This is a genomic window from Pseudomonas sp. VMV1 (assembly GCF_056790235.1).
On the sequence record NZ_JBXGSE010000004.1, the window covers coordinates 203112 to 224680 of the forward strand.

General features: G+C 67.6%; 18 protein-coding genes. 9 read left to right on the top strand and 9 right to left on the bottom strand.

Annotated elements, in window-relative coordinates; all coding sequences use genetic code 11:
• Positions 1 to 18: 18 nt before the first annotated feature.
• The gene (locus ACUCV0_RS15255; RefSeq protein ID WP_271653890.1) at positions 19 to 840 is read left to right on the top strand and encodes a M48 family metallopeptidase; all 822 of its coding nucleotides are present in this window, start codon (positions 19 to 21) and stop codon (positions 838 to 840) included.
• Between the two features lie 189 nt (positions 841 to 1029).
• On the opposite strand, the gene ACUCV0_RS15260 is transcribed toward ACUCV0_RS15255, so the two are convergent.
• Together ACUCV0_RS15260 and ACUCV0_RS15265 are read right to left on the bottom strand one after the other, a co-directional pair.
• Positions 1030 to 2031 (bottom strand): methyltransferase, encoded by a 1002-nt coding sequence (locus tag ACUCV0_RS15260; protein WP_482213045.1) that lies wholly within the window; start codon positions 2029 to 2031, stop codon positions 1030 to 1032.
• 29 nt (positions 2032 to 2060) lie between these two features.
• Positions 2061 to 3020, bottom strand: a complete 960-nt coding sequence (locus ACUCV0_RS15265; RefSeq protein ID WP_482213046.1) for a 2-hydroxyacid dehydrogenase — start codon at positions 3018 to 3020, stop codon at positions 2061 to 2063.
• Between the two features lie 94 nt (positions 3021 to 3114).
• Here ACUCV0_RS15265 and ACUCV0_RS15270 point away from each other — a divergent pair, with 94 nt between their 5' ends.
• The gene (locus tag ACUCV0_RS15270; protein ID WP_482213047.1) at positions 3115 to 3702 is read left to right on the top strand and encodes an acyl carrier protein phosphodiesterase; all 588 of its coding nucleotides are present in this window, start codon (positions 3115 to 3117) and stop codon (positions 3700 to 3702) included.
• Here ACUCV0_RS15270 and ACUCV0_RS15275 read toward each other — a convergent pair.
• Complete coding sequence (locus ACUCV0_RS15275) at positions 3645 to 4442, bottom strand: lysophospholipid acyltransferase family protein (protein ID WP_482213048.1); 798 nt, start codon at positions 4440 to 4442, stop codon at positions 3645 to 3647. The genes ACUCV0_RS15270 and ACUCV0_RS15275 overlap by 58 nt on opposite strands.
• Positions 4439 to 5167, bottom strand: coding sequence for a GNAT family N-acetyltransferase (locus ACUCV0_RS15280; RefSeq protein ID WP_059313580.1), 729 nt, complete (start codon positions 5165 to 5167; stop codon positions 4439 to 4441). Before ACUCV0_RS15280 ends, ACUCV0_RS15275 begins: the two co-directional genes overlap by 4 nt.
• 225 nt (positions 5168 to 5392) lie before the next feature.
• On the opposite strand from ACUCV0_RS15280, the gene ACUCV0_RS15285 reads away from it, so the two are divergent.
• Positions 5393 to 5878, top strand: a complete 486-nt coding sequence (locus tag ACUCV0_RS15285; RefSeq protein ID WP_017639847.1) for an FKBP-type peptidyl-prolyl cis-trans isomerase — start codon at positions 5393 to 5395, stop codon at positions 5876 to 5878.
• A 508-nt stretch (positions 5879 to 6386) separates the two neighbouring features.
• Here ACUCV0_RS15285 and cysZ read toward each other — a convergent pair.
• Positions 6387 to 7139, bottom strand: coding sequence for a sulfate transporter CysZ (gene cysZ / locus ACUCV0_RS15290; RefSeq protein ID WP_482213049.1), 753 nt, complete (start codon positions 7137 to 7139; stop codon positions 6387 to 6389).
• Positions 7140 to 7437: 298 nt separating this feature from the next.
• Between cysZ and trxB the strand changes: the two genes are divergently transcribed.
• Positions 7438 to 8412 carry a thioredoxin-disulfide reductase gene (trxB, locus tag ACUCV0_RS15295; protein WP_059313582.1) on the top strand — a complete coding sequence of 325 codons (975 nt, stop codon included), beginning with the start codon at positions 7438 to 7440 and terminating at the stop codon, positions 8410 to 8412.
• A gap of 208 nt (positions 8413 to 8620) precedes the next feature.
• On the opposite strand, the gene glyA is transcribed toward trxB, so the two are convergent.
• Both glyA and ACUCV0_RS15305 read right to left on the bottom strand, forming a co-directional pair.
• Positions 8621 to 9874 (bottom strand): serine hydroxymethyltransferase, encoded by a 1254-nt coding sequence (gene glyA / locus ACUCV0_RS15300; protein WP_017639070.1) that lies wholly within the window; start codon positions 9872 to 9874, stop codon positions 8621 to 8623.
• A 123-nt stretch (positions 9875 to 9997) separates the two neighbouring features.
• Positions 9998 to 14185 (bottom strand): sensor domain-containing protein, encoded by a 4188-nt coding sequence (locus ACUCV0_RS15305; protein ID WP_482213050.1) that lies wholly within the window; start codon positions 14183 to 14185, stop codon positions 9998 to 10000.
• Between the two features lie 211 nt (positions 14186 to 14396).
• On the opposite strand from ACUCV0_RS15305, the gene ettA reads away from it, so the two are divergent.
• The 4 genes from ettA to modC all read left to right on the top strand — a co-directional run bounded on the left by ettA (position 14397) and on the right by modC (position 18697).
• The gene (ettA, locus tag ACUCV0_RS15310) at positions 14397 to 16061 is read left to right on the top strand and encodes an energy-dependent translational throttle protein EttA (RefSeq protein WP_059313584.1); all 1665 of its coding nucleotides are present in this window, start codon (positions 14397 to 14399) and stop codon (positions 16059 to 16061) included.
• A 125-nt stretch (positions 16062 to 16186) separates the two neighbouring features.
• Positions 16187 to 16942 (top strand): molybdate ABC transporter substrate-binding protein, encoded by a 756-nt coding sequence (gene modA, locus ACUCV0_RS15315; protein ID WP_482213051.1) that lies wholly within the window; start codon positions 16187 to 16189, stop codon positions 16940 to 16942.
• A 4-nt stretch (positions 16943 to 16946) separates the two neighbouring features.
• A complete protein-coding gene (gene modB / locus ACUCV0_RS15320) occupies positions 16947 to 17624 on the top strand; it encodes a molybdate ABC transporter permease subunit (protein WP_313647363.1) in 678 nt (225 codons plus the stop codon).
• Complete coding sequence (gene modC, locus ACUCV0_RS15325) at positions 17621 to 18697, top strand: molybdenum ABC transporter ATP-binding protein (protein WP_482213052.1); 1077 nt, start codon at positions 17621 to 17623, stop codon at positions 18695 to 18697. Before modB ends, modC begins: the two co-directional genes overlap by 4 nt.
• Here modC and ACUCV0_RS15330 read toward each other — a convergent pair.
• Positions 18689 to 19615, bottom strand: a complete 927-nt coding sequence (locus ACUCV0_RS15330) for a LysR family transcriptional regulator (protein WP_482213053.1) — start codon at positions 19613 to 19615, stop codon at positions 18689 to 18691. The two genes, modC and ACUCV0_RS15330, sit on opposite strands and share 9 nt — an antisense overlap.
• A gap of 138 nt (positions 19616 to 19753) precedes the next feature.
• Between ACUCV0_RS15330 and ACUCV0_RS15335 the strand changes: the two genes are divergently transcribed.
• On the top strand, positions 19754 to 20671 hold the full coding sequence (locus ACUCV0_RS15335) for a DMT family transporter (RefSeq protein WP_482213054.1): 918 nt from the start codon (positions 19754 to 19756) through the stop codon (positions 20669 to 20671).
• On the opposite strand, the gene ACUCV0_RS15340 is transcribed toward ACUCV0_RS15335, so the two are convergent.
• Entirely contained in the window at positions 20637 to 21569 is a 933-nt protein-coding gene (locus tag ACUCV0_RS15340; RefSeq protein WP_482213055.1) for an acetamidase/formamidase family protein, read from the bottom strand. The genes ACUCV0_RS15335 and ACUCV0_RS15340 overlap by 35 nt on opposite strands.

The window sequence follows — 21569 nt, forward strand, 5'->3', positions numbered from 1 at the left end:
CGATACCTGGAGATTCCCATGCGCCGTGTTCTTCCCCTCGCGGGCCTGTCCTTGAGCCTGCTACTGGTCGCCTGCCAGACCGTCAACACCACCTCGGGTGGCGCGGTCGGGGTGCAGCGCAAGCAGTACATGTTCAGCATGCTGTCCGAGCAGCAGGTCAACCAGATGTACGCCCAGTCCTATGCCAAGACGGTCAGCGAAGCCAAGTCCGCCGGCAAGCTGGCCAATGACAGCGCCGACGGCAAGCGCGTCGCCGCCATCGCCAAGCGCCTGATCCCGCAGACCACGGCCTTCCGCCCGGACGCGGTGAACTGGGACTGGCAGGTCAACCTGGTGCAGAGCGACGAGCTCAACGCCAACTGCGGCCCGGGCGGCAAGATCTTCGTCTACAGCGGCCTCATCGATCAGCTCAAGCTGACCGACGACGAACTGGCGGCGGTGATGGGCCACGAGATCGCCCACGCCCTGCGCGAGCACAGCCGCGAGCAGATGTCGCGGGCCTATGCCATCCAGATGGGCGAGAACCTCGGCGGCGCCCTGCTGGGTGTCGGCCAGGGCGGCATGCAACTGGCCGACCAGGTGTCCCAGGTGGCCCTGACCCTGCCGTTCAGCCGTGGCAACGAGAACGAGGCCGACCTCATTGGCCTGGAGCTCTCGGCCCGCGCCGGCTACAACCCCAACGCCGCCATCACCCTCTGGCAGAAGATGGCCCAAGCCAGCCAGGGCAAGCAGCCGGCGGAATTCCTCAGCACCCACCCGTCCGACGCCAACCGCACCAAGGCGCTGCAGGCGGCGATTCCCAAGGTGATGCCGTTGTATGAGGCGGCGAAGAAGGGGTGAGGTTTTGGCTAGGGGTGGCGGTTTCCCTCACCCCAACCCTCTCCCAAGGGGAGAGGGTGCTGGTTGGGTACTACGGGGGTAAAATTGCCGCGGTTCGGCCGCGCCTGTTGGGCTTCGACGATGGAGCCGTCTCAACCCAACCTACGGATGCCGCGTAGGTTGGGGCGAGCACAGCGAAGCCCAACAGCGTTACCGCCGCCGCGCGCTATAGACCTTGAAGCCGTCCCGCTCGGCCAGGGTTCGGCAGTTGCCGAAGGCAGCCTCGATCAATGGGGGATAGCGCAGAAAGCTGTTGGCCACCAGGCGCAGCTCGCCGCCGGGGCGCAGATGGTGTACCGCATCGGCCAGCAGGGTCTCGGTGGTGCGATAGTCGGTCTTCACGCCACTGTGGAAGGGCGGATTGCTGACGATGGCGGCGAGCCCGGTGGGCGCCGCGGCGATGCCGTCACCCGCGATCACCGTTCCAGTCAGGCCGTTGGCCGCCAGGGTCTGACGACTGCTGGCGACGGCGAAGGCGTCCACGTCCAGCAGATGCAAGGTGCTGGCGGGATAGCGGCGGGCCAGGGTGGCGCCGACCACGCCCGCGCCGCAGCCGAAGTCGAGCACCGCACCTTCGGGCAAGCCATCCAGTTGCTCCAGCAGCAGCGCCGTGCCCACGTCCAGCCGCCCATGGCTGAACACCCCCGGCAGGCTGAAGATCTCAAGTTCCACCCCGGCCCGGGCCAGCTGCTGGCGTTGCAGCCAGGCGTCCGGACGCGGGTCGGCCTCGGTATGCGGGCCTTGCACCACCCACAGTTGGCAGTGACGAGCACTGTCGAGCTTGCTGGCCTTGCCGAAGGCACCCAGCTGGCGCGCGGCGCGTTCGATACCGGCCTTCTTTTCGCCGACCAGATAGAGGCTGCCGTCGGCCGGCAGGCAGCGAGCCAGGGCGGTGAGCAGGAAGTCGGTGGCCTCGCGGGACTTGGGCAGGAACAGCACGGCGCCAGCGAAGTCGCCCGGGGGCGGTTCGATGCCTAGAAGAGAGCGTTCCGGATAGCGCCGGGCCAGTTGCTCGGCCTCGCCGGCGTGCCAACTCCAGCCACTGGCCGCGGGCAGGGCGCCGAGCAGGTCGTCAGCCGGTAGCCCCGCCAGCAGCAGGGGGCCGCCGAAGCGCTCGGGATGACGGAGGAGGACTTCGCTGCGCGGATCCATGGGGCTACCTGGCGAAAAAAGCGCGAACTTTAGCAGACCACTCGCTGCGGTGTGCCGGTGAAATGGCCTTCGGCATTGGCGGCGAGCTGGCCGATGATCCGCTGGCGCGCCTCGCGACTGCCCCAGGCGTTGTGCGGGGTGACGATCAGTCGCGGAATGTCGCTGGCCAGCAGCGGATTGCCGTCGCGCGGGGGCTCCACGCTGAGCACGTCGCTGGCGGCGCCGGCCAGGTGGCCGCGTCTCAGGCAATCGGCCAGGGCCTGTTCGTCGACGATGCCGCCGCGTGCGGTGTTGACCAGGAAGGCCGTGGATTTCATCGCCGCCAGTTCCGCCGCACCAATCAGGCCGCGGGTCTGCTCGGTCAGCGGGCAGTGCATCGTCAGGGCGTCCACCTGGGGCAGCAGTTCGGCCAGCGGCAGGCTGCCAGGGCGCGCCGGACGGCCGGGCAACTGACCCACCAGGGTCTGCATGCCGAAGGCCTCGGCCAGGCGCTTCACCGCGCTGCCTAACTCGCCCAGGCCGAGCAGGCCAAGGGTCTTGCCCTCCAGCTCGACGATGGGGTGATCGAGCAGGCAGAACTGGCTGGCGGTCTGCCAGCGCCCAGCACGGATATCCGCTTGGTAGTCCGGCAAGCGGGTGGCCAGGGCCAGTAGCAGCGCCAGGGTGTGCTGGGCGACCGAGGCGGTGCCGTAGCCCTGGCAGTTGCAGACGCGCACGCCCTGGGCGCGCGCGGCTTCCAGGTCGATGTTGTTGGTACCGGTGGCGCTCACCAGCACCAGTTTCAATTCCGGGCAGGCGGCCAGGGTCTGGGCGTCCAGCACCACCTTGTTGACGATGGCGACCTGGGCGCCGGCCAGTCGCGCGGTGATCTCGTCCGAGGCGGTGGCGGGGTACAGCTCCAGCTCGTCGAACACCGCACGCAGCGGCGCCGGGTCCAGATCGCCCAGGTCAAGGGAGGCATAGTCGAGGAACACGGCGCGAGCGGGCATGACGACTCCAGCGGAGAAGGGAAGGAGGTCCGAGCCTAGCAGCCGCGGGTCGTCCAGGAAAACCGCCCGGTTGCGGCTGGAGTATGCTGGTGTGATGAATTATCTCGCTCACCTGCACCTGGGCGGCCCCAGCCGCGAAGACCGTCTTGGCAGTCTCTATGGCGATTTCGTCAAGGGTTCGGCGGACGCCTGGCCAACCGGGATCGCCGCCGGCATCCGGCTGCATCGGCGCATCGACGTCTACACCGATGACCACCCCCTGGTGATCCGGGCCAAGGCCCGGCTGCCCGCGGCGCGACGGCGAGTGTCCGGTCTGCTGGTGGACGTCTTCTTCGATCACTGTCTGGCGCGCCTCTGGCCCGACTACGCCGATCAGCCGCTGCCGAGCTTTGTCGCGGATTGCTACCAGACCCTGCTGGACGAGCCGGAACTGCCGCCGCGACTGGCCTCCATCGCCCCGCTGATGGCGCGCCAGGACTGGCTGGGCAGCTACACGGACTTCGCCGTGCTGGAACGGGTGGTAGAAGGCATGGCGCGGCGGCTGTCGCGTCCGGAGCTGCTGGCCGGAGCCTTCGCCGAGCTGGACGCCGCCTACGACGGACTGCTGGCAGACTTTCGCGACTTCTATCCGCAGCTGCAGGCCTTTGCCGCTGCCGAGCGCGCGGCGCGCGTTTCCAGTTGAATCCCGAGGCGGGCGGCGATGCCCGCCTGGCATTCACCTGCCAGTACCTGACGCGGCCGGCCCTGGGGTTGGATCGGCGGCAGCAGTTCGATCCTCAGGGTGGTACCGCCGTTGTCCAGCAGCCGCAGCAGGTGGCTGACCAGATCGTCCTCGCCGATGAAGGCGGCCGTCTGGTCGCGCGTGCCATGGCGCCAATAGCTCAGGGCGACGGGTTGCAGCGGCGTGCTGGTGGCGATGGCCGGACTCAACAGCCGGCCATGAAAGGTTCGGAGTCCGCTGCCATCGGTGGTGGTGCCCTCGGGAAAGAGCGCCAGCGACAAGCCCTGGGTCAGCCGCGTGGTCAGGGCCTCGCCGAGGGCATCACCGCGCTTGGCGCCACGGCGGATGAACAGGGTACCGGCCTGGCGTGTCAGCCAGCCGGCAAAGGGCCAGTCCGCCACCTCGGCCTTGGACAGGAAACTCAGTGGTCTTAGGCTGCCGAGGCCGACGATGTCCAGCCAGGACACATGATTGGCCAGCCAGAGATAGGTGCCGCGCGGCACCTGGCCACTCACCTCCAAGCGTAGCCGCAGCGCCTGGGCCAGCGCCTGGAAGAAACACCGCGTCAGCCGCTGGCGCAGCATCAGGCAGGGCCGGCCACTGAGGGCGGATGCCAGCGCCACCGTCAGGGCGAACAACGCCCCGAGCAGCAGCGCAGCCAGGACCGGCATGAGGCGCAGGGCGAGGCGCAGTCGCCTCATACCGCGGCCTTGAAGTGGCGGGCATAGCGCGGGCAGAGGTCTTCGCGCTTGAGCAGGATGAAGACGTCGGCCACGCCGAATTCCGGATCCCAGCAGGGTGCACCGCAGACCTGGGCGCCCAGGCGCAGATAGGCCTTGAGCAGGGGCGGCAGTTGCACCACCAGGTTGTCCGGCACGGCGACGAAGGGCAGTGGCCGCCGCGGCGTGGCGCGGATCGCCGGGGTGCGCTCGTCCCGCGCAGCCTGGCGCAGCAGGGCAGCGGCCTGCAGGCCACCGTCGGCCATGGGCACGCTGGCGCAGCCCATCAGGTAGCGGTAGTCGCCGCAGGCCATGATCTCGGCCAGTTCCGCCCACAGCAGGGCGATGGCCGCGCCGGTGCGATGCCCGGGCGCCACGCAGGTGCGGCCGATTTCCAGCAGCGGGCCCTGCAGGGTGTCCAGACCCTCCAGCTGGAATTCGCTTTCGCTGTAGAGGCTACCCAGGTGCTCGCGCCGACGGCCGTCGAGCAGGCGCGTGGTGGCGATCAGCTCGCCGTTGCGCAGGTCACGCACCCCCAGATGCAGGCAGTGGGCATCGAAGGCATCCTGGTCGAGATTGTCGGCGAAATGCACGCCGTAGGTACTGCCGAAGACCGAGGCCCGCAGGCGCTGGGCGGCGCGGATGTCCGCGGCGGTCGACAGGCGTTCGGCGCGCAGCGCGGGTGGAGCGGACACTGGAATCGGCATGGCAGGGCTCCGGCAGTGGGTATGCAGCAAACCCTAGGTAGCCGGGATGACAGCCCCGTGAAGCGGCCATGGCGATTGCGTGACGAGCGGTCGAACACCGTTGCAGGGGCGCCCTCCAGATGCCTCCGGGCGCCAGGGGACTGACCGAACGCATTCGCAATTGCTAAGTTGGACGCGTAGACTGATGCGTCATCCTAAATTTTTCCCAGCATGAAGGTTCTGGCCATGCAGATCGCGGCGAACACGGCAGTATCCATCGACTACACCCTGACCAACGACGCCGGCGAAGTCATCGACAGCTCCGCTGGTGGTGCTCCGCTGGTGTACCTGCAAGGCGCAGGCAACATCATTCCGGGTCTGGAGCGTGCTCTGTCCGGCAAGCAGGCCGGTGACGAGCTGAAAGTGGCCATCGAGCCGGAAGACGCCTATGGCGAATACACTCCGGAGCTGGTCGCCACCCTGGGCAAGGAAATGTTCGAAGGTGTGGACGAGCTGGAAGTGGGCATGCAGTTCCATGCCTCCGGCCCGGACGGCGCCATGCAGATCGTCACCGTGCGTGACATCGACGGCGACCAGGTCACCGTTGACGGCAACCATCCCCTGGCCGGCCAGCGCCTGAACTTCGATGTGAAGGTGGTCAACGTGCGTGCCGCCAGCGACGAAGAAATCGCCCATGGTCACATCCATGGCGAAGGTGGTCACCAGCACTAAGCCTGGCAACAGGCTCCTACAACGCCCGTGTCCGGCCTTGCCGGCACGGGCGTTGTCGTTTCTGGAGTCCGTGAAGGGCGGCCCTCACCCCAACCCTCTCCCAGGGGGCCGGTTTGTTGGTGTGGGCGGGACGTGTCGTAGGTTGGGTTGAGGCGGCTCCGTCGCCGAAGCCCAACAGCTGGAAACTGTAGTATCCGGCATGGTGGTCCGGAATTGTTGGGCTTCGCTGCGCTCAACCCAACCTACGCGGAGGATAGCCGTAGGTTGGGTTGAGGTGGCCTTATCGCCGAAGCCCAACGATCGGGAGTTAGGGGTGTTGGGCTTCGCTGCGCTCAACCCAACCTACGTGGAGGATAGCCGTAGGTTGGGTTGAGGCGGCTCCGTCGCCGAAGCCCAACGATCGGGAGTTGGGGTGTTGGGCTTCGCTGCGCTCAACCCAACCTCCGTGGAGGATAGCCGTAGGTTGGGTTGAGGTGGCCTTATCGCCGAAGCCCAACGATCCGGGCGATCAAGAGCGCACCACTAATGCCTTGTCGCCCCCTTCACGCACCCAGAACAGCGTCGCCCCGGCCACGGCGGCAGGCATGAACAGGGCGTTCAGGCCGGGCACCAGCAGCGCCAGGTAGGTCACGCCGCCAAAGCCCAGGCAGCGCAGGCGGCGGGTACGCAGCCAGGCGAGCATGCTGCGGAAATCCAGCTTGTGGTTGTCGGCGGGGAAGTCGATGTACTGCACCGCCATCATCCAGACGCCGAACAGGATCCACAGCGGCGCGGCGATCAGGTTGAGGCCGGGGATGAAGGTCAACACCAGCAGCCCCAGGGCGCGTGGCAGGTAGTAGCCCAGCTTGCGCACTTCACGCTGCAAGGTGCGCGGCACCATGGTGACCAACTCGGTGAGATTGAAGGATGGGAAATCATCCTGCCCGCGCACCAGCACCTCGACCTTTTCCGCGAGAAAGCCGTTGAAGGGCGCCGCCACCAGATTGGCCAGCATCGTGAAGGTGAAGAAGATGATCGCCAGCAGCAAGAGCACGAACAGCGGCCAGAGCAGCCATTCGACGAATCCGGCCCAGGCGGGCAGGCTCGGCATCAGTTGGTCCAGCCAGCCCTCGAAGCCCCGTACGGCGAAGGTGAGGATGGCGGCGTAGAGCAGCAGATTGATGGTGAGCGGGATGACCACGAAGCGGCGCATGCCGCGGCGGGTCACCAGGCGCAGGCCTTCGGCGAAGTAGGCGGAGCCGGACAGGGGAGCGACAGCCATGAACATTCCTGACGAGTGGCGGGAAGGCACAGCTTACCTTAGGGCGCCATTGGCGAAGCGGTCGACATAGGCGCGCCCTATGGTCTGGATTTAGAATGCTCGCTTCTATGGAAGGGCCATGCCCGTTAGGCTGAGCCCATCCTTGGACCCGGTGTCCGCCCGTCGACACCGGTCGCGCCCTCGCCAGGAGCGATGAGCGCTGCGGAACGGCTCCGCACGAACACCGGCCGGTGCGCCCCAGCGGCGCACGGGCCACTTTACTCTTTGGTCTGCCGGAGACCCCGGCAGGGAGAATGTCATGTCTGAAGCCAGCACCACGCGCCATTCGCGTCTCATCATCCTTGGTTCCGGTCCAGCCGGTTACACGGCCGCGGTCTATGCCGCTCGTGCCAACCTCAAGCCGCTGCTGATCACCGGCATGCAGATGGGCGGCCAGCTGACCACCACCACCGAGGTCGACAACTGGCCTGGCGATCCTCATGACCTGACCGGTCCGGCACTGATGGAGCGGATGCGCGAGCACGCCGAGCGCTTCGAGACCGAGATCGTCTTCGACCATATCAATGCCGTGGACTTCGGTGGCAAGCCCTATACCCTCAAGGGTGACAGTGCCACCTACACCTGCGATGCCCTGATCATCGCCACCGGCGCCAGCGCCCGCTACCTGGGTCTGGCCAGCGAAGAAGCCTTCATGGGCAAGGGCGTATCCGCCTGCGCCACCTGCGACGGCTTCTTCTATCGCAATCGCGAGGTGGCGGTGGTCGGCGGCGGCAACACCGCGGTCGAGGAGGCGCTGTACCTGGCCAACATCGCCAGCAAGGTCACCCTGATCCACCGCCGCGAGACCTTCCGCGCCGAGAAGATCCTGCAGGACAAGCTGCGCGCCCGGGTTGCCGAAGGCAAGATGGCGCTCAAGCTCAACGCCAGCGTCGACGAAGTGTTGGGTGACAACATGGGCGTCACCGGGGTGCGCCTGAAGAACAACGACGGCAGCACCGAGGAGTTGCAGGTGGCCGGTCTGTTCGTCGCCATCGGCCATACGCCCAATACCGCGCTGTTCGAAGGCCAGCTGGACAGCCACGACGGCTACCTGGTGGTGAAGGGCGGTCGCGAGGCCAATGCCACCGCCACCAACGTGCCGGGTGTGTTCGCCGCCGGTGACGTGGCCGACCACACCTACCGCCAGGCCATCACCTCGGCCGGTGCCGGCTGCATGGCCGCCCTGGACGCCGAGCGCTACCTGGATGGGCTGGGTGATCTGCAGGTCCTTTAAGGCCTGATTGTCGCCTGACAACGAAAAACCCCGGCATTGGCCGGGGTTTTTCGTTTCCGGGGTCTTCCGCCCTGCGGCAAGAACAGGCTTGGCTGCCTTGACGATCTTTCTGGAAGTGCAACGAGCCCCGGCCGATTGGTCGGGGCTCGTTGTTTGGGGCTTTCCCTCACCCCGACCCTCTCCCCGGGGGAGAGAGGAGGCGTGCATCTTACTTGCCGTACACCGGCAGGCGGGCGCAGACGGCCTTGACCTTCTCGCGCACGGCGTCGATCACCGACTCGTCGCCCATGTTGCCGAGGATGTCGCAGATCCAGCCGGCCAGTTCACGGCACTCGGCTTCCTGGAAACCACGGGTGGTGACGGCCGGGGTGCCGATACGCAGACCGGAGGTGACGAAGGGCGAGCGCGGATCGTTGGGCACCGAGTTCTTGTTCACGGTGATGAAGGCGCGACCCAGGGCGGCGTCCGCGTCCTTGCCGGTGATTTCCTGCTTGATCAGGCTGAGCAGGAACAGGTGGTTGTCGGTGCCACCGGAGACCACGTCGAAGCCGCGCTCGATGAAGACACTGGCCATGGCCTGGGCGTTCTTGATCACCTGCTGCTGGTAGGTCTTGAACTCGGGCTGCAGGGCTTCCTTGAAGCACACCGCCTTGCCGGCGATGACGTGCATCAGCGGACCGCCCTGGGCGCCGGGGAAGACCGCCGAGTTGAGCTTCTTCTCGATGGCTTCGTTGGCCTTGGCCAGGATCAGGCCGCCGCGCGGGCCGCGCAGGGTCTTGTGGGTGGTGCTGGTGACCACGTCGGCGAAGGGCACCGGGTTGGGGTAGACACCGGCGGCGACCAGGCCGGCGAAGTGGGCCATGTCGACGAACAGGTAGGCACCCACGGCATCGGCGATGGCGCGGAAGCGGGCGAAGTCCAGCACCTGGGAGTAGGCGGAGTAGCCGGCGACGATGACCTTGGGCTTGTGCTCCTGGGCCAGGCGCTCGACCTCGGCATAGTCGATCAGGCCTTGCTCGTCGATGCCGTACTGGACGGCGTTGTACAGCTTGCCGGAGGAGGACACGGTGGCGCCGTGGGTCAGGTGGCCGCCGTGAGCCAGGCTCATGCCCAGGATGGTGTCACCGGCTTCGATCAGCGCCAGGTACACGGCCGAGTTGGCCTGGGAACCGGAGTGCGGCTGGACGTTGGCGTAGTCGGCGCCGAACAGCTGCTTGGCGCGATCGATGGCCAGTTGCTCGACCACGTCGACGTATTCGCAACCGCCGTAGTAGCGCTTGTGGGGATAGCCTTCGGCGTACTTGTTGGTAAGCACCGAACCCTGGGCTTCCATGACCGCCGGGCTGGTGTAGTTTTCCGAAGCGATCAGCTCGATGTGATCTTCCTGACGCTGGGCTTCCTGCTGCATGGCGGCATACAGGTCGGCGTCGAAGCGGGCGAGGGTGGTTTCACGGCTGAACATGGCGGCAGGGTCCCCTGAGGCATGGCGAAGAGCGAGCCCGGTCGGGCTCGCGAGGGGCAACATTCTACCCCATCGCGGGAACTCAGAGGTATGAGCGCCGGTCATGCAGCGCCGCTATCGGTCTCATGTCAGGACGGGGAACAGACCCTGGTGCTCCAGGCGCTGGCGCAACTGCTCCGGCGGCAGCGGGCGATCGAACAGGTAGCCCTGGACCTCGTCGCAACCATGGGTGCAGAGGAAATCCAGCTGCGCGGTTTCCTCTACCCCCTCGGCGATCACCGAGAGATTGAGGCTGTGGGCCATGGCGATGATGGCCCGGGCGATCTGGGCGTCCTGCTCGCCATGGGGCAGGCCGTCGACGAAGCTGCGATCGATCTTGAGGATGTCGATGGGGAACTGCTTGAGGTAGTTGAGCGACGAGTAGCCGGTACCGAAGTCGTCCACCGCGATGCACAGCCCCAGCCCCTTGAGTTCGCCGAGCAGCTGTAGGGCCTCGCCGACGTCGCGCATCAGGATGCTTTCGGTCAGCTCCAGCTCCAGGCAGGCCGGCGCCAGGCCGGTCTCGGCGAGGATCTGGGCGATGCGCTGGCCGAGCTGGCCGTCGCCGAACTGGCGGGCGGACAGGTTCACCGAGACCTTGGGGATACGCACCTTGGCCGCGTGCCACTCGCGCATCTGCCGGCAGGCCTCGCGGATCACCCAGTCACCTACCTGGACCACCAGGCCGATCTCTTCCAGCACCGGAATGAATTCCGTTGGCGGAACGTTGCCGCGCACCGGGTGCTCCCAGCGCAGCAGGGCCTCGACCCCGGTCAGGCGGCGGGTATCGCAGCGATACTGCGGCTGGTAGTGCAGGCGGAATTCGCCCTGCAACAGGGCGTGGCGCAGGTCGGCCTCCAGTTCCAGGCGCTCCAGGGCGCGGGCGTTCATCTCGGCTTGGTAGAACTGGAAGTTGTTCTTGCCCATCTCCTTGGCGTGGTACATGGCGGTGTCGGCGTTCTTCATCAGCTGGCTGAGTTCCTGGCCATCCTGGGGCGACAGGGCGATGCCGATGCTGGCGGAAACGAAGAATTCGCGGCCTTCGAGAATGAAGGCCTCGGACAGCTGGGCGAGGATCTGCTCGCCGACACGGATCGCCTGGGCGAGGGCCGTTTCGCGGGTCTCCAGGCCCGACAGCAGCAGGGTGAATTCGTCGCCGCCCATGCGCGCCACGCTGTCCTCGGTGCCGACGCAGGCGGTCAGGCGCATGGCCACCTCCTTGAGCAGGCGGTCGCCGGCGGCGTGGCCGAGGCTGTCGTTGATCGGCTTGAAGCGATCCAGGTCGAGGAACATCAGCACCACCCAACTCTCGTTGTGGCGGCTTTGCTGCAGGGCGTTGTGCAGGCGGTCCTGAAACAGGGTGCGGTTGGGCAGCAGGGTCAGGGCGTCGTAGTAGGCCAGGCGGTGGATACGCCTTTCGCTGGCCTTGCGTTCGCTGATGTCGACGAAGAAGCAGACGTAGCTCATCAGGTCACCGTCGTCGTCGCGGATGGCGGTGATGCCGACCCAGGAGGGATAGGGCTCGTTGTCCTGGCGGCGCTGCCAGAGTTCGCCTTCCCAGCTTTCCTCGGTGCGCAGTTGCTGCATCACGTGCTGCAGCTGGTTGGCCTCCTGCTTGTCGGCGCAGAGCATCATTGGCTGCTGGTCGAACACCTCTTCGGGGCTGAAGCCGGTGATGCGGGTGAAGGTGCGGTTGACCCGCACGATGTAGCCGGCCGGGTCGGTGACCAGGATGGCGCCGGCCGAGTGATCGAACACCGTGGCCGCCATGCGCATGTCCTTGTCCGTACGACGCTGGGCGGAGATGTCGCGGCAGATGCCGAGCAGGCCGGCGAAGCGCTCGTGGTCGTCCCACAGCGGCTTGAGGCGCAGCTCGATCTGCAGGGTATGACCCTGGGCGTGCAGGCAGTCGAGCGCCAGCGGCGCGAAGCGCTCGCGGCGCAGTTCGGCCAGGGCGCGGGGGTCGTCCAGGCTGCGCAGCAGCCGCTGCAGGGTCCGGCGGACCTCCTGCAGCTGACGCGAGTGGACCACCAGCTCGGCCAGGGTGCGCTGTTGCAACTCGGCGAGCGGATAGCCGAGCAGCTCCTCGACCGAGGGGCTGAGGTAGTTAAGCACCAGCTGGGCATCGGTGGTGAAGATGACGTCGCTGATGCTTTCCGCCAGCTGGCGGTAGCGATTCTCGCTGTCGCGCAGGCGATCGCTGGCGCGCACCATGTCGGTGACGTCCAGGGCCAGCCCGACCACGCTGGCGGCGGTGCCGTCCGGGCGGCTGGCAAGACGCTGCTCGCGCACGTCGAACCAGCGCCAGCCACCGTTGCGGTGCTGCCAGCGCAAGAGGCTGCTGCAGGGGCGATCGGAGAGCGTGGGCCGCATGCTCACTACCCGGGCATGCAGTTCGACGTCGTCCGGGTGCAGGCGCGCAGGGCCGAGGCTGACGAAGGCTTCCGGCGGATAGCCGAGCTTGCGTGCCAGCGAATGGCTCTCGTAGGTGAGTTCGCCGCTGGTCACGTCATAGGTATAGAGGGTGTCGGGAATGGCGCTGATCAGGTTGGACCAGAAGGCGTCGCGTTCGAGCAGGCGCAATTCGCCAAGCTTGCGCTGGGTGATGTCGTTGAGGCTGAGCAGGGTGGCGTCGAGGTGCTGGGGATCGGCCGGCAGGTGCATGCTCAGCCAGAGATGACGCTCGCCCTCGGTGGTGCTGATGCGGGTCTCCAGTTCCAGCACCTGCTGGCCGGAGAGCAGGCCGGCCAGCAGGCGGTAGCGCTTGCCGCCGACCTGGACACGGGACTCGCCCACCAGCCGGTCCCAGGCCTGGTCGAGGTGGTCGATGCCGAGCATTTCCAGGGCGCGCTGGTTGATCTCGGTGATGCGCACCTGACGGCCCAGGGCATCCAGCGCCTCGGGCTGGCGGGCGAACAGCTCCGCCAGTTGTTCGGGCCGCTCCAGGCCCAGGGCGGTCATGCAGGGCTGCACGGCGCTCAGGTCCACTACGCAGATGCCGGTGTGCACCCCGTTGAAGATGTTCTCGTAGCGCTGGCGGGTGGTCTGGATGGTTTCCAGGTTGCGCTGCTGTTCGGTGACGTCGCGCAGCACCCAGACGAAGCTGTCCTGGGTCTGGGTGCGGTCGCGCAGCACGCGCACGCTGGACTGGCTGTCCGCCAGGGCATGGCAGCTGACCGCGAAGCGGCGCGGCTGGGTCGCCACCCGGAGGGTGATGAGGGCGCCGCCGTCCCGCTCGGCCGGCGTCAGGGCAACCAGCTGGGGTAGCAGACTGGCGAGGAAATATTGCTGGGCGTCGTCCGCGGCGATGCCCAGCAGGCGGGCGGCGGTGGCGTTGACATAGACCAGGCGACCGTCGGCCTGGGTCATGCAGACGAATTCCTCGATACCGTTCAGTGCCGTGCTCGCCAGGCGCAGGCTGCGTCGCGAGGCCAGGGTCAGGGCCCGCAGACCCTGCTCTTCGCGCAGGAGCAGATAGATCAGGATGGCGGTCACCAGGCCGGACAGGCTGAACAGCAGCAGCCGGCCCGAGGAGGCCTCCAGCAGCGACTCCGACGGCGTCTCGGCGGGATAGGCGCCCACCACCTGCCAATCGCTGTAGGCCAGCGGCTGGATCACCTCGCCGGCGGTGGCGGCGGTCGCGCCACTGTGGAACAGCAGGGTGCCACGGGTGCGATCCTCCAGGCGCCAGTCGAGGCCCGTGGGCACGCGGGTCGAACGCCAGAGCGGTTCGAGGCGCGGGGCGCTGGTCAGCACCCACCAGCCCTGCTGCAACTCCGGATCGCCGGCCAGCAGGACATAGAGGGGCGCGGTGGTAGCCGCGGCGTTGTAGCCATAGCTGAAGTCAGCCTGGCCGCTGCGTGCGATCAACTGCTGGATGAAGGCGGCATCCGCGGAGTCGTCCAGCCGCGCGGTGCGCAAGGCGGCATTGGCCGGCAACCAGCGCACCTGCTGCAGACCGGGAAAGAAATCCTTGAGGCTGAGCAGCAGATTGGGTGCCAGCGGCAGGGTGGGGTCCAGCGACCAGCGCAGGGTGCTGCGCACCGCCTGGGCCTTGAGCGCCAGGCCGAATTCGAGGGTGTTGGCCAGTTGCCGGGTCAGGCCTTCCAGCTGTTGGCGGCGCAGGGCTTCACGCTCGGCCATGCTGGCGAAGGCCTGCCAGAACATCAGCGCGAGCATGGCCACCAGCGACAGGATCAGCAGGCCGCGGGTCAGGCGTCGCGAGGAGGGGGCGACCGGCTCTTCCGGCAGCGTGGAGGGCGGGCTGTTCACGACGGACTGCGTTCCTGCAGAGGCGATGGCCATTCGACTGCGCCCGGTTCCGCGGGGCAGGGATGGCCTATGATAAGGGGCCGGACGGTCTCTCCGCCGGTTTTTTCCAGGTGTCTACCGCGTGCGCTTTCGTCGCCCGGGGTTTCGACAGCGTTCGCCGCTGACGCCATACTGTGTCCCCTGTTTTTCATTCCGGTCCCAAGGTTCCCTCATGGCTCAATACGTCTACACCATGCATCGGGTCGGCAAGGTCGTGCCGCCCAAGCGTGAAATCCTCAAGAACATCTCCCTGTCGTTCTTTCCCGGCGCCAAGATCGGCGTGCTCGGTCTGAACGGTGCGGGCAAGTCGACGCTGCTGCGCATCATGGCCGGCGTCGATACCGAGATCGAAGGTGAAGCGCGTCCGATGGCCGGTATCAATGTGGGTTATCTGCCGCAGGAGCCGAAACTTGATCCCGAGCAGACGGTTCGTGACGTAGTCGAGGAAGCGGTCGGCCAGATCAAGCAGGCCCAGGCCCGTCTGGACGAGGTCTATGCCGCCTACGCCGAGCCGGACGCCGACTTCGACGCCCTGGCCGCCGAGCAGGCCAAGCTGGAGGCCATCCTCCAGGCCGCCGATGGCCATAACCTGGATCGTCAGCTGGAAGTCGCCGCCGATGCCCTGCGCCTGCCGGCGTGGGACGCCAAGGTTGGCGTGCTCTCCGGTGGCGAGAAGCGCCGCGTGGCGCTGTGCCGCCTGCTGCTGTCGGCCCCCGACATGCTGCTGCTGGACGAACCCACCAACCACCTGGACGCCGACTCGGTGGCCTGGCTGGAGCACTTCCTGCACGACTTCCCCGGCACCGTGGTGGCCATCACCCACGACCGCTACTTCCTCGACAATGTCGCCGGCTGGATCCTGGAGCTGGACCGTGGCCAGGGCATCCCCTTCGAGGGCAATTACTCTGGCTGGCTGGAATCCAAGGCCGCGCGCCTGACCCAGGAAGCCAAGCAGGAGGCGGCCCACGCCAAGGCCATGAAGGCTGAACTGGAATGGGTGCGCTCCGGCGCCAAGGCCCGCCAGTCCAAGTCCAAGGCCCGTCTGCAGCGCTTCGAGGAAATGCAGTCCCAGGAATTCCAGAAGCGCAGCGAGACCAACGAGATCTACATCCCTGCCGGCCAGCGGCTGGGCGACAAGGTCATCGAGTTCAAGAACGTCAGCAAGGGCTATGGCGATCGCCTGCTGATCGACGACCTGAGCTTCGTGGTGCCCAAGGGCGCCATCGTCGGCGTGATCGGCGGCAACGGTGCCGGCAAGTCGACCCTGTTCCGCATGATCATGGGCAAGGAGCAGCCGGACTCGGGCACCATCGAGATCGGCGACACCGTGCAACTGGCCAGCGTCGACCAGAGCCGCGAGAACCTGTCCGACACCAAGACCGTGTGGGAGCAGGTCTCCGACGGCTCCGACGTGATCAAGATCGGCAACTACGAGGTGCCTTCGCGCAGCTACGTCGGCCGCTTCAACTTCAAGGGCGCCGACCAGCAGAAGTTCGTCAAGGACCTCTCCGGCGGTGAGCGCGGGCGCCTGCACCTGGCGCTGACCCTCAAGCAGGGCGGCAACGTGCTGCTGCTGGACGAACCCTCCAACGACCTGGACGTGGAAACCCTGCGCGCCCTGGAAGACGCCCTGCTGGACTTCCCCGGCGCGGCCATCGTGATCTCCCACGACCGCTGGTTCCTCGACCGCATCGCCACCCACATCCTCTCCTACGAGGACGACTCCAACGTGGTGTTCTTCGAAGGCAACTACACCGAGTACGAAGCCGATCGTAAGAAGCGCCTGGGTGAGGCCGCGGCCCAGCCCAAGCGGGTCAAGTACAAGAAGCTGGCGTAAGCGTCCGCCGAAACGCCGCTGGGGAAACCCAGCGGCGTTTTCTTTTGTCTCGTTGCTGCGGGAGGCCGGAGCGCGGTTTTCAGCGCCGCCAGCCTCCCGCCGACCCCCTGATGGAGAGAAGCCCGATGATCGCTACTCGCTCCCGCCTGCTGCTGGCCCTGGTCGCCGGCGCCCTGGCTACCCCCGTCCTGGCCGACGAGGTCCAGGTGGCCGTGGCCGCCAATTTCAGCGCGCCGCTCAAGGCCATCGGCGAAAGATTCACCCAGGACACCGGCCACCATCTGCTGATCTCCAGCGGTGCCACTGGCCAGCTCTATACCCAGATCAAAAACGGCGCGCCCTTCGCGGTCTTCCTGTCCGCCGACGACAGCACCCCGGCCAAGCTGGAGGCCGAAGGTGCGGCGGTCAAGGGGTCACGCTTCACCTATGCCATCGGCACCCTGGCGCTCTGGTCGCCCAAGGCGGGCTATGTGGACGGGGAGGGCGCGGTACTCAAGCAGAACACGTTCCGCCACCTGGCCGTGGCCAATCCCAAGACCGCGCCCTATGGCCTGGCTGCCACCCAGACCCTGGCCAAGCTGGGGCTGACCGAGGCGGTCGCGGCCAAGCGGGTCGAAGGCCAGAACATCACCCAGGCCTACCAGTTCGTCGCCACCGGCAATGCCGAGCTCGGCTTCGTCGCCCTGTCGCAGATCTATCAGGACGGCCAGGTGAAGGAGGGCTCGGCCTGGATCGTGCCGGCCGCGCTCTACGAGCCGATTCGCCAGGACGCGGTGCTGCTGGAAAGGGGTAAGGACCAGGCAGCGGCCAAGGCACTGCTGGCCTATCTCAAGGGGCCCCAGGCGGCCGCGGTGCTCAAGGCCTACGGCTACCGGCAGTGATCCCATGACCCTGACCGCGGCGGACTGGGCGGCGATCCGCCTGACCCTGGAGCTGGCCAGTGTGACCACGCTGCTGCTGCTGGTGCTGGGCACGCCCCTCGCCTGGTGGCTGGCGCGTACTCGGTCCTGGCTCAAGGGCCCCCTCGGCGCCCTGGTGGCCTTGCCGCTGGTGTTGCCCCCCACGGTGATCGGCTTCTATCTGCTGCTGGCCATGGGGCCGGAAGGCTGGGTCGGGCAGCTCACCGAAGCGCTGGGCCTGGGCCGGCTGCCCTTCACCTTCGCCGGACTGGTGGTGGGCTCGCTGTTCTATTCGCTGCCCTTCGTGGTGCAGCCGCTGCAGAACGCCTTCGAGGCCATCGGTCCGCGCCCCCTGGAGGCGGCGGCCACCTTGAGAGCCAGTCCCCTGGACACCTTCTTCCATGTCGTCCTGCCGTTGGCGCGGCCGGGCTTCATCACCGCCGCCATCCTCGGCTTCGCCCATACCGTGGGCGAATTCGGCGTGGTGCTGATGATCGGCGGCAACGTGCCCGGGCGCACCCAGGTCGTCTCCACCCAGATCTTCAATCATGTGGAAGCCATGGAATATCCCCAGGCGCATCTCCTGGCCGGCGGCATGCTGGTCTTCTCCTTCGTGATCCTCCTGTTGCTCTATGGGCGCCGCGGGCGGTCGGCCTGGACATGAGTCTGGCGGCGAGATTCGAACTCTCGCACCCTGGCTTCGCCCTGGATGTGGACCTCGCGCTGCCTGGCAGCGGTGTCACCGCGCTGTTCGGGCCTTCGGGCTCGGGCAAGACCTCCTGCCTGAGGTGCGTGGCCGGCCTGGAACGTGGCGCCCGCGGGCGCCTGGTGGTGGCCGGCGAGACCTGGCAGGACAGCGAGCATGGGCTGTTCCTGCCGCCGCACCGGCGTGCCCTGGGTTATGTCTTCCAGGATGCCAATCTGTTCGAACACCTGGACGTGCGCCGCAACCTGCTGTTCGGCTGGCAGCGGGTCGCGCCGGGCGAGCGGCGTCTGGCACTGGAACAGGTCGTCGAGCTGCTGGGCATCGCGGGGCTCCTGACCCGAATGCCGGCACGCCTTTCCGGTGGCGAGCGCCAGCGGGTCGGTATCGCCCGGGCGCTGCTGACCAGTCCGCGTCTCCTGCTCATGGACGAACCCCTGGCGGCGCTGGACGCCGAGCGCAAGGCCGAGATCCTGCCCTATCTGGAGCGCCTGACCCGGGAGCTGGCGCTGCCGATCCTTTACGTCAGCCATGCCCCCGACGAGGTGGCGCGGCTGGCCGATCACCTGGTGCTGCTGGAGCAGGGACGGGTGCTGGCCAGCGGGCCGACCAGCGCGGTGCTGGCGCGCCTCGACCTGCCCATCGCCCTGGCCGAGGACGCAGGGGTGGTGCTGGAGGGGCGGGTACTGGGCCATGATCCGGACTACGGCCTGCTTAGTCTGGGCCTGCCGGGCGAGCAGCGCGTGCTGCTCGCCCATGCGCCGCTGCCGCCTGGCCAGGCGCTGCGCATCAAGGTGCTGGCGCGAGATGTCAGCCTGAGCCTGGAACGCCAGCACAGCAGCATCCTCAATGTGCTGCCCGCGACCGTCGCGGAGATCGCCCCGACCCGCTCGCCCGCCCAGGTGCTCTTGCGCCTGGACCTGGGTGGTACGGCGCTGCTGGCGCGGATCACCCGCTACTCGCTGGAACGCCTGTCGCTGCAGCCAGGCAGCCAGGTCTGGGCGCAGTTGAAGTCGGTGGCCGTATTAGCCTGAAGCTGCCGCAGGCCTGAGCCGCTCCAGCAGAAAATCCACCAATACCCGTACCGCTGCCGGCAGCTGCCGATCCGGCGGGTAGAGCAGCCAGGCGGTGCCCTGGTAGGGACCAAGGTATTGCCAGTCGGGCAGTACCCGCAGCAGCCGGCCTTCGGTCAGGGCGGCCTCAGCCGCGAAGGCCGGCAGGCAGGCGATGCCGAGGTCGGCAAGGGTGGCCTCCAGGCGCACGCCGCTGTGGTTGCAGGCCAGGCGGCCGCGAACCGTCACGCTTTCCACCCGGTCGCCACGGCGCAGTTGCCAACGCTGGTCGCCGGGGGTTTCGCCCAGGTAGAGACACTCGTGTTCGGCCAGCGCCTGGGGCTGCTGCGGCAGGCCGTGGCGCCGGAGATAGGTGGGGCTGGCGCAGAGCGCGAAGTCCATCTCGCGCAGCGGTCGGGCGACAAAGCCGGCGGGGGGCTGTTCGGTGATGCGCACCAGCAGATCCTGGTCGTCGGCGATGGGGTCCAGCGGGCGGTCGTCCAGGCGCAGTTGCAGATCCACGTCCGGATAGCGCTGGAAGAACTCCGGCAGCAGTGGGGCGATCAGCCGGTAGCCGACCGCCTTGGGCATCGCCAGGCGGACCTGGCCGCGGGGCTCCTCGCGGTGCTGCAGGCCACTGTCCAGCGCCGCGCCGGCGGCGGTCAGCAGCTGGCGGCAGTGGCCAAGCACCTCGCGCCCGGCCTCGCTTAGCCGCAGCTGGCGGGTGGTGCGCTGCAGCAGGCGTACCCCCAGTTCCCGCTCCAGCCGCGCGACCTGGCGACTGACCGCCGAAGGCGTAGCGTCCAGCAGCCGGGCGGCGGCGGTGAAGCTGCCGGTCTCCACCACCTTGGCGAAGGCGACCATGCAGGGCAACAGGGGAAGAGCGCGCAGGAGATCCATGCCGATATCCGCAGGAAGCAATGGGGTTGGAAATGCTGGCATTGCTTCCCTGGGGGAACAAGAGCTATGCGTGGCGACTGGCTTATGGTGATCACTGCCAGCGTGCACACTGGCAGCCGAATGTACGGAGACGCTGTCATGACGCAACGCCCCACCTTCGGCCTCGCCGAAGGCCTGCTGCTCGCCACCGCCCTGGTCTGGGGCACCAGCTACGCCGTGGTCAAGGACGCCGTGATGCTTTATCCGGTGCTTGGCTACCTGGCGCTGCGCTTCTGTCTCACCGCACTACTGCTGGCGCCCACCCTGAGGGGCGCGGGCCGGCGGGCCTGGCGACCGGGGGTGCCGACCGGCCTGCTGCTGCTGACGATCTTTCTCAGCGAGACCTTTGGCGTGGCCCTGACCAGCGCCAGCAACGCCGCCTTTCTCATCAGCCTCTGCGTGGCCCTGACGCCCTTTGCCGAGTGGTGGCTGCTCGGCCAGCGACCCGAGGCCCGCGCCCTGGGCGCTGCGGGTCTGGCAGTGGTGGGCGCCGGCCTGCTGACCCGCGGGGTGACCCTGAGCTTCAACCTGGGCGACGGTCTGATCCTGCTGGCAGCCGTGTTGCGGGCGATCAACGTCTGCGTGGTGCGTCGCCGGTTGAGTCGTGCCACCGCTCCGGTGCCGGCCCTGGCCCTGACCGCCGTGCAGACCGGCGTGGTGGGCCTGGCCTGCCTGCTGCTGTTCGCCCTGGGGCCGGGGCTGGCGCCGCTGCCCCTGCAGCCGGGCTTCTGGTTCGCCACCGGCTATCTGGTGCTGTTCTGCACCCTGGGCGCCTTTCTCGCCCAGAACTACGCCTTGGGCCGCGCCAGCGCCACCCGCGTCGCCCTGCTGATGGGTGCCGAACCCTTGTTCGGCGCGCTGTTCGCCAGCTTCTGGCTGGATGAGCGCCTGGGCCTCTGGGGTTGGCTGGGCGGCCTGCTGATCGTCATCGCCTCGCTATGGGGGACGTTGCCGCGGCGGACGCCAGACCGTTCGGCGCCGGCTATTCGAACACGATCCGCGGAAAATAGAAGCTGACCACCCAGTTGGGCACGTCGACGATCTCGCTGATGCGTAGGTCGCCACACACTGAACAGAGCAGATAGGCCTGCTCCGCCGGCAGGTTGCGGCTGCGCCCGAGCCACTCGATGGCGCCGCTCACGGCCTGGCGGGCGGCCGCCATGAGGTCGGGTCCGATCCCGGTGAACACCTCGTAACCGGCGCCGTCGAGGTGGCGGGTCACCGGGCCGGGAGTACTGAAGCGCGGCATGGCCAGCGGTTGCTGCTTGATCAGTTCGAAGGTGGCGGTGGCCGCCATGGCCGTCTCGATGGCGGTGCCGCAGACCTCGCCATCGCCCTGGGCGGCATGGGTGTCGCCAATGGAAAACAGCGCCCCCGCCACTTCCACTGGCAGGTAGAGAGTGGTGCCGGCGGCCAGGTCGCGGATGTCCAGGTTGCCGCCCACCCGTCGCGGCGGTACTACTGAATGCAGCCCCGGCTCAGCCGGGGCCACCCCCAGGGTGCCGGCGAAGGGCTTGAGCGGGACCCGCGCCAGCTCGCCGAAGGCGGCGGGCGCCTGGCCTGAGCTGTCGTAGTGCCAGAGCTGCAGCACCGGCGCGGGAAACTGATCGGCGAGCAGGCCGAAGCCGGGGATGTTGGCCGTCCAGCCAAAGCCGCTGGGGGTGAAGCTGTCCAGCGTCACCTTGAGGACGTCGCCCGGTTCGGCACCCTCGATCCATAGCGGTCCGCAGACCGGGTTGACCCGCTCGAAGGGCAGGGTAGCGATGTCGGCGGCGCTGGAGTGGGCATGGAAGTGGCCATCCGCCGCATCGCGGCAGGCGAAGCTTACCGTCTCGCCCGGCGCGACCTCCAGCGCCGGAGTGAGGCTGTGATCCCAGCCGCAGTGGCAGTGCTGACTGTGCAGGGTCTTGATCAT

Bases quoted from the DNA above. Each gene is read 5' to 3' on its own strand.
- ACUCV0_RS15255 (WP_271653890.1), top strand. From the start codon at position 19: ATGCGCCGTGTTCTTCCCCTCGCGGGCCTGTCCTTGAGCCTGCTACTG.
- ACUCV0_RS15260 (WP_482213045.1), bottom strand. From the start codon at position 2,031: ATGGATCCGCGCAGCGAAGTCCTCCTCCGTCATCCCGAGCGCTTCGGC.
- ACUCV0_RS15265 (WP_482213046.1), bottom strand. From the start codon at position 3,020: ATGCCCGCTCGCGCCGTGTTCCTCGACTATGCCTCCCTTGACCTGGGC.
- ACUCV0_RS15270 (WP_482213047.1), top strand. From the start codon at position 3,115: ATGAATTATCTCGCTCACCTGCACCTGGGCGGCCCCAGCCGCGAAGAC.
- ACUCV0_RS15275 (WP_482213048.1), bottom strand. From the start codon at position 4,442: ATGAGGCGACTGCGCCTCGCCCTGCGCCTCATGCCGGTCCTGGCTGCG.
- ACUCV0_RS15280 (WP_059313580.1), bottom strand. From the start codon at position 5,167: ATGCCGATTCCAGTGTCCGCTCCACCCGCGCTGCGCGCCGAACGCCTG.
- ACUCV0_RS15285 (WP_017639847.1), top strand. From the start codon at position 5,393: ATGCAGATCGCGGCGAACACGGCAGTATCCATCGACTACACCCTGACC.
- cysZ (WP_482213049.1), bottom strand. From the start codon at position 7,139: ATGGCTGTCGCTCCCCTGTCCGGCTCCGCCTACTTCGCCGAAGGCCTG.
- trxB (WP_059313582.1), top strand. From the start codon at position 7,438: ATGTCTGAAGCCAGCACCACGCGCCATTCGCGTCTCATCATCCTTGGT.
- glyA (WP_017639070.1), bottom strand. From the start codon at position 9,874: ATGTTCAGCCGTGAAACCACCCTCGCCCGCTTCGACGCCGACCTGTAT.
- ettA (WP_059313584.1), top strand. From the start codon at position 14,397: ATGGCTCAATACGTCTACACCATGCATCGGGTCGGCAAGGTCGTGCCG.
- modA (WP_482213051.1), top strand. From the start codon at position 16,187: ATGATCGCTACTCGCTCCCGCCTGCTGCTGGCCCTGGTCGCCGGCGCC.
- modB (WP_313647363.1), top strand. From the start codon at position 16,947: ATGACCCTGACCGCGGCGGACTGGGCGGCGATCCGCCTGACCCTGGAG.
- modC (WP_482213052.1), top strand. From the start codon at position 17,621: ATGAGTCTGGCGGCGAGATTCGAACTCTCGCACCCTGGCTTCGCCCTG.
- ACUCV0_RS15330 (WP_482213053.1), bottom strand. From the start codon at position 19,615: ATGGATCTCCTGCGCGCTCTTCCCCTGTTGCCCTGCATGGTCGCCTTC.
- ACUCV0_RS15335 (WP_482213054.1), top strand. From the start codon at position 19,754: ATGACGCAACGCCCCACCTTCGGCCTCGCCGAAGGCCTGCTGCTCGCC.
- ACUCV0_RS15340 (WP_482213055.1), bottom strand. From the start codon at position 21,569: ATGATCAAGACCCTGCACAGTCAGCACTGCCACTGCGGCTGGGATCAC.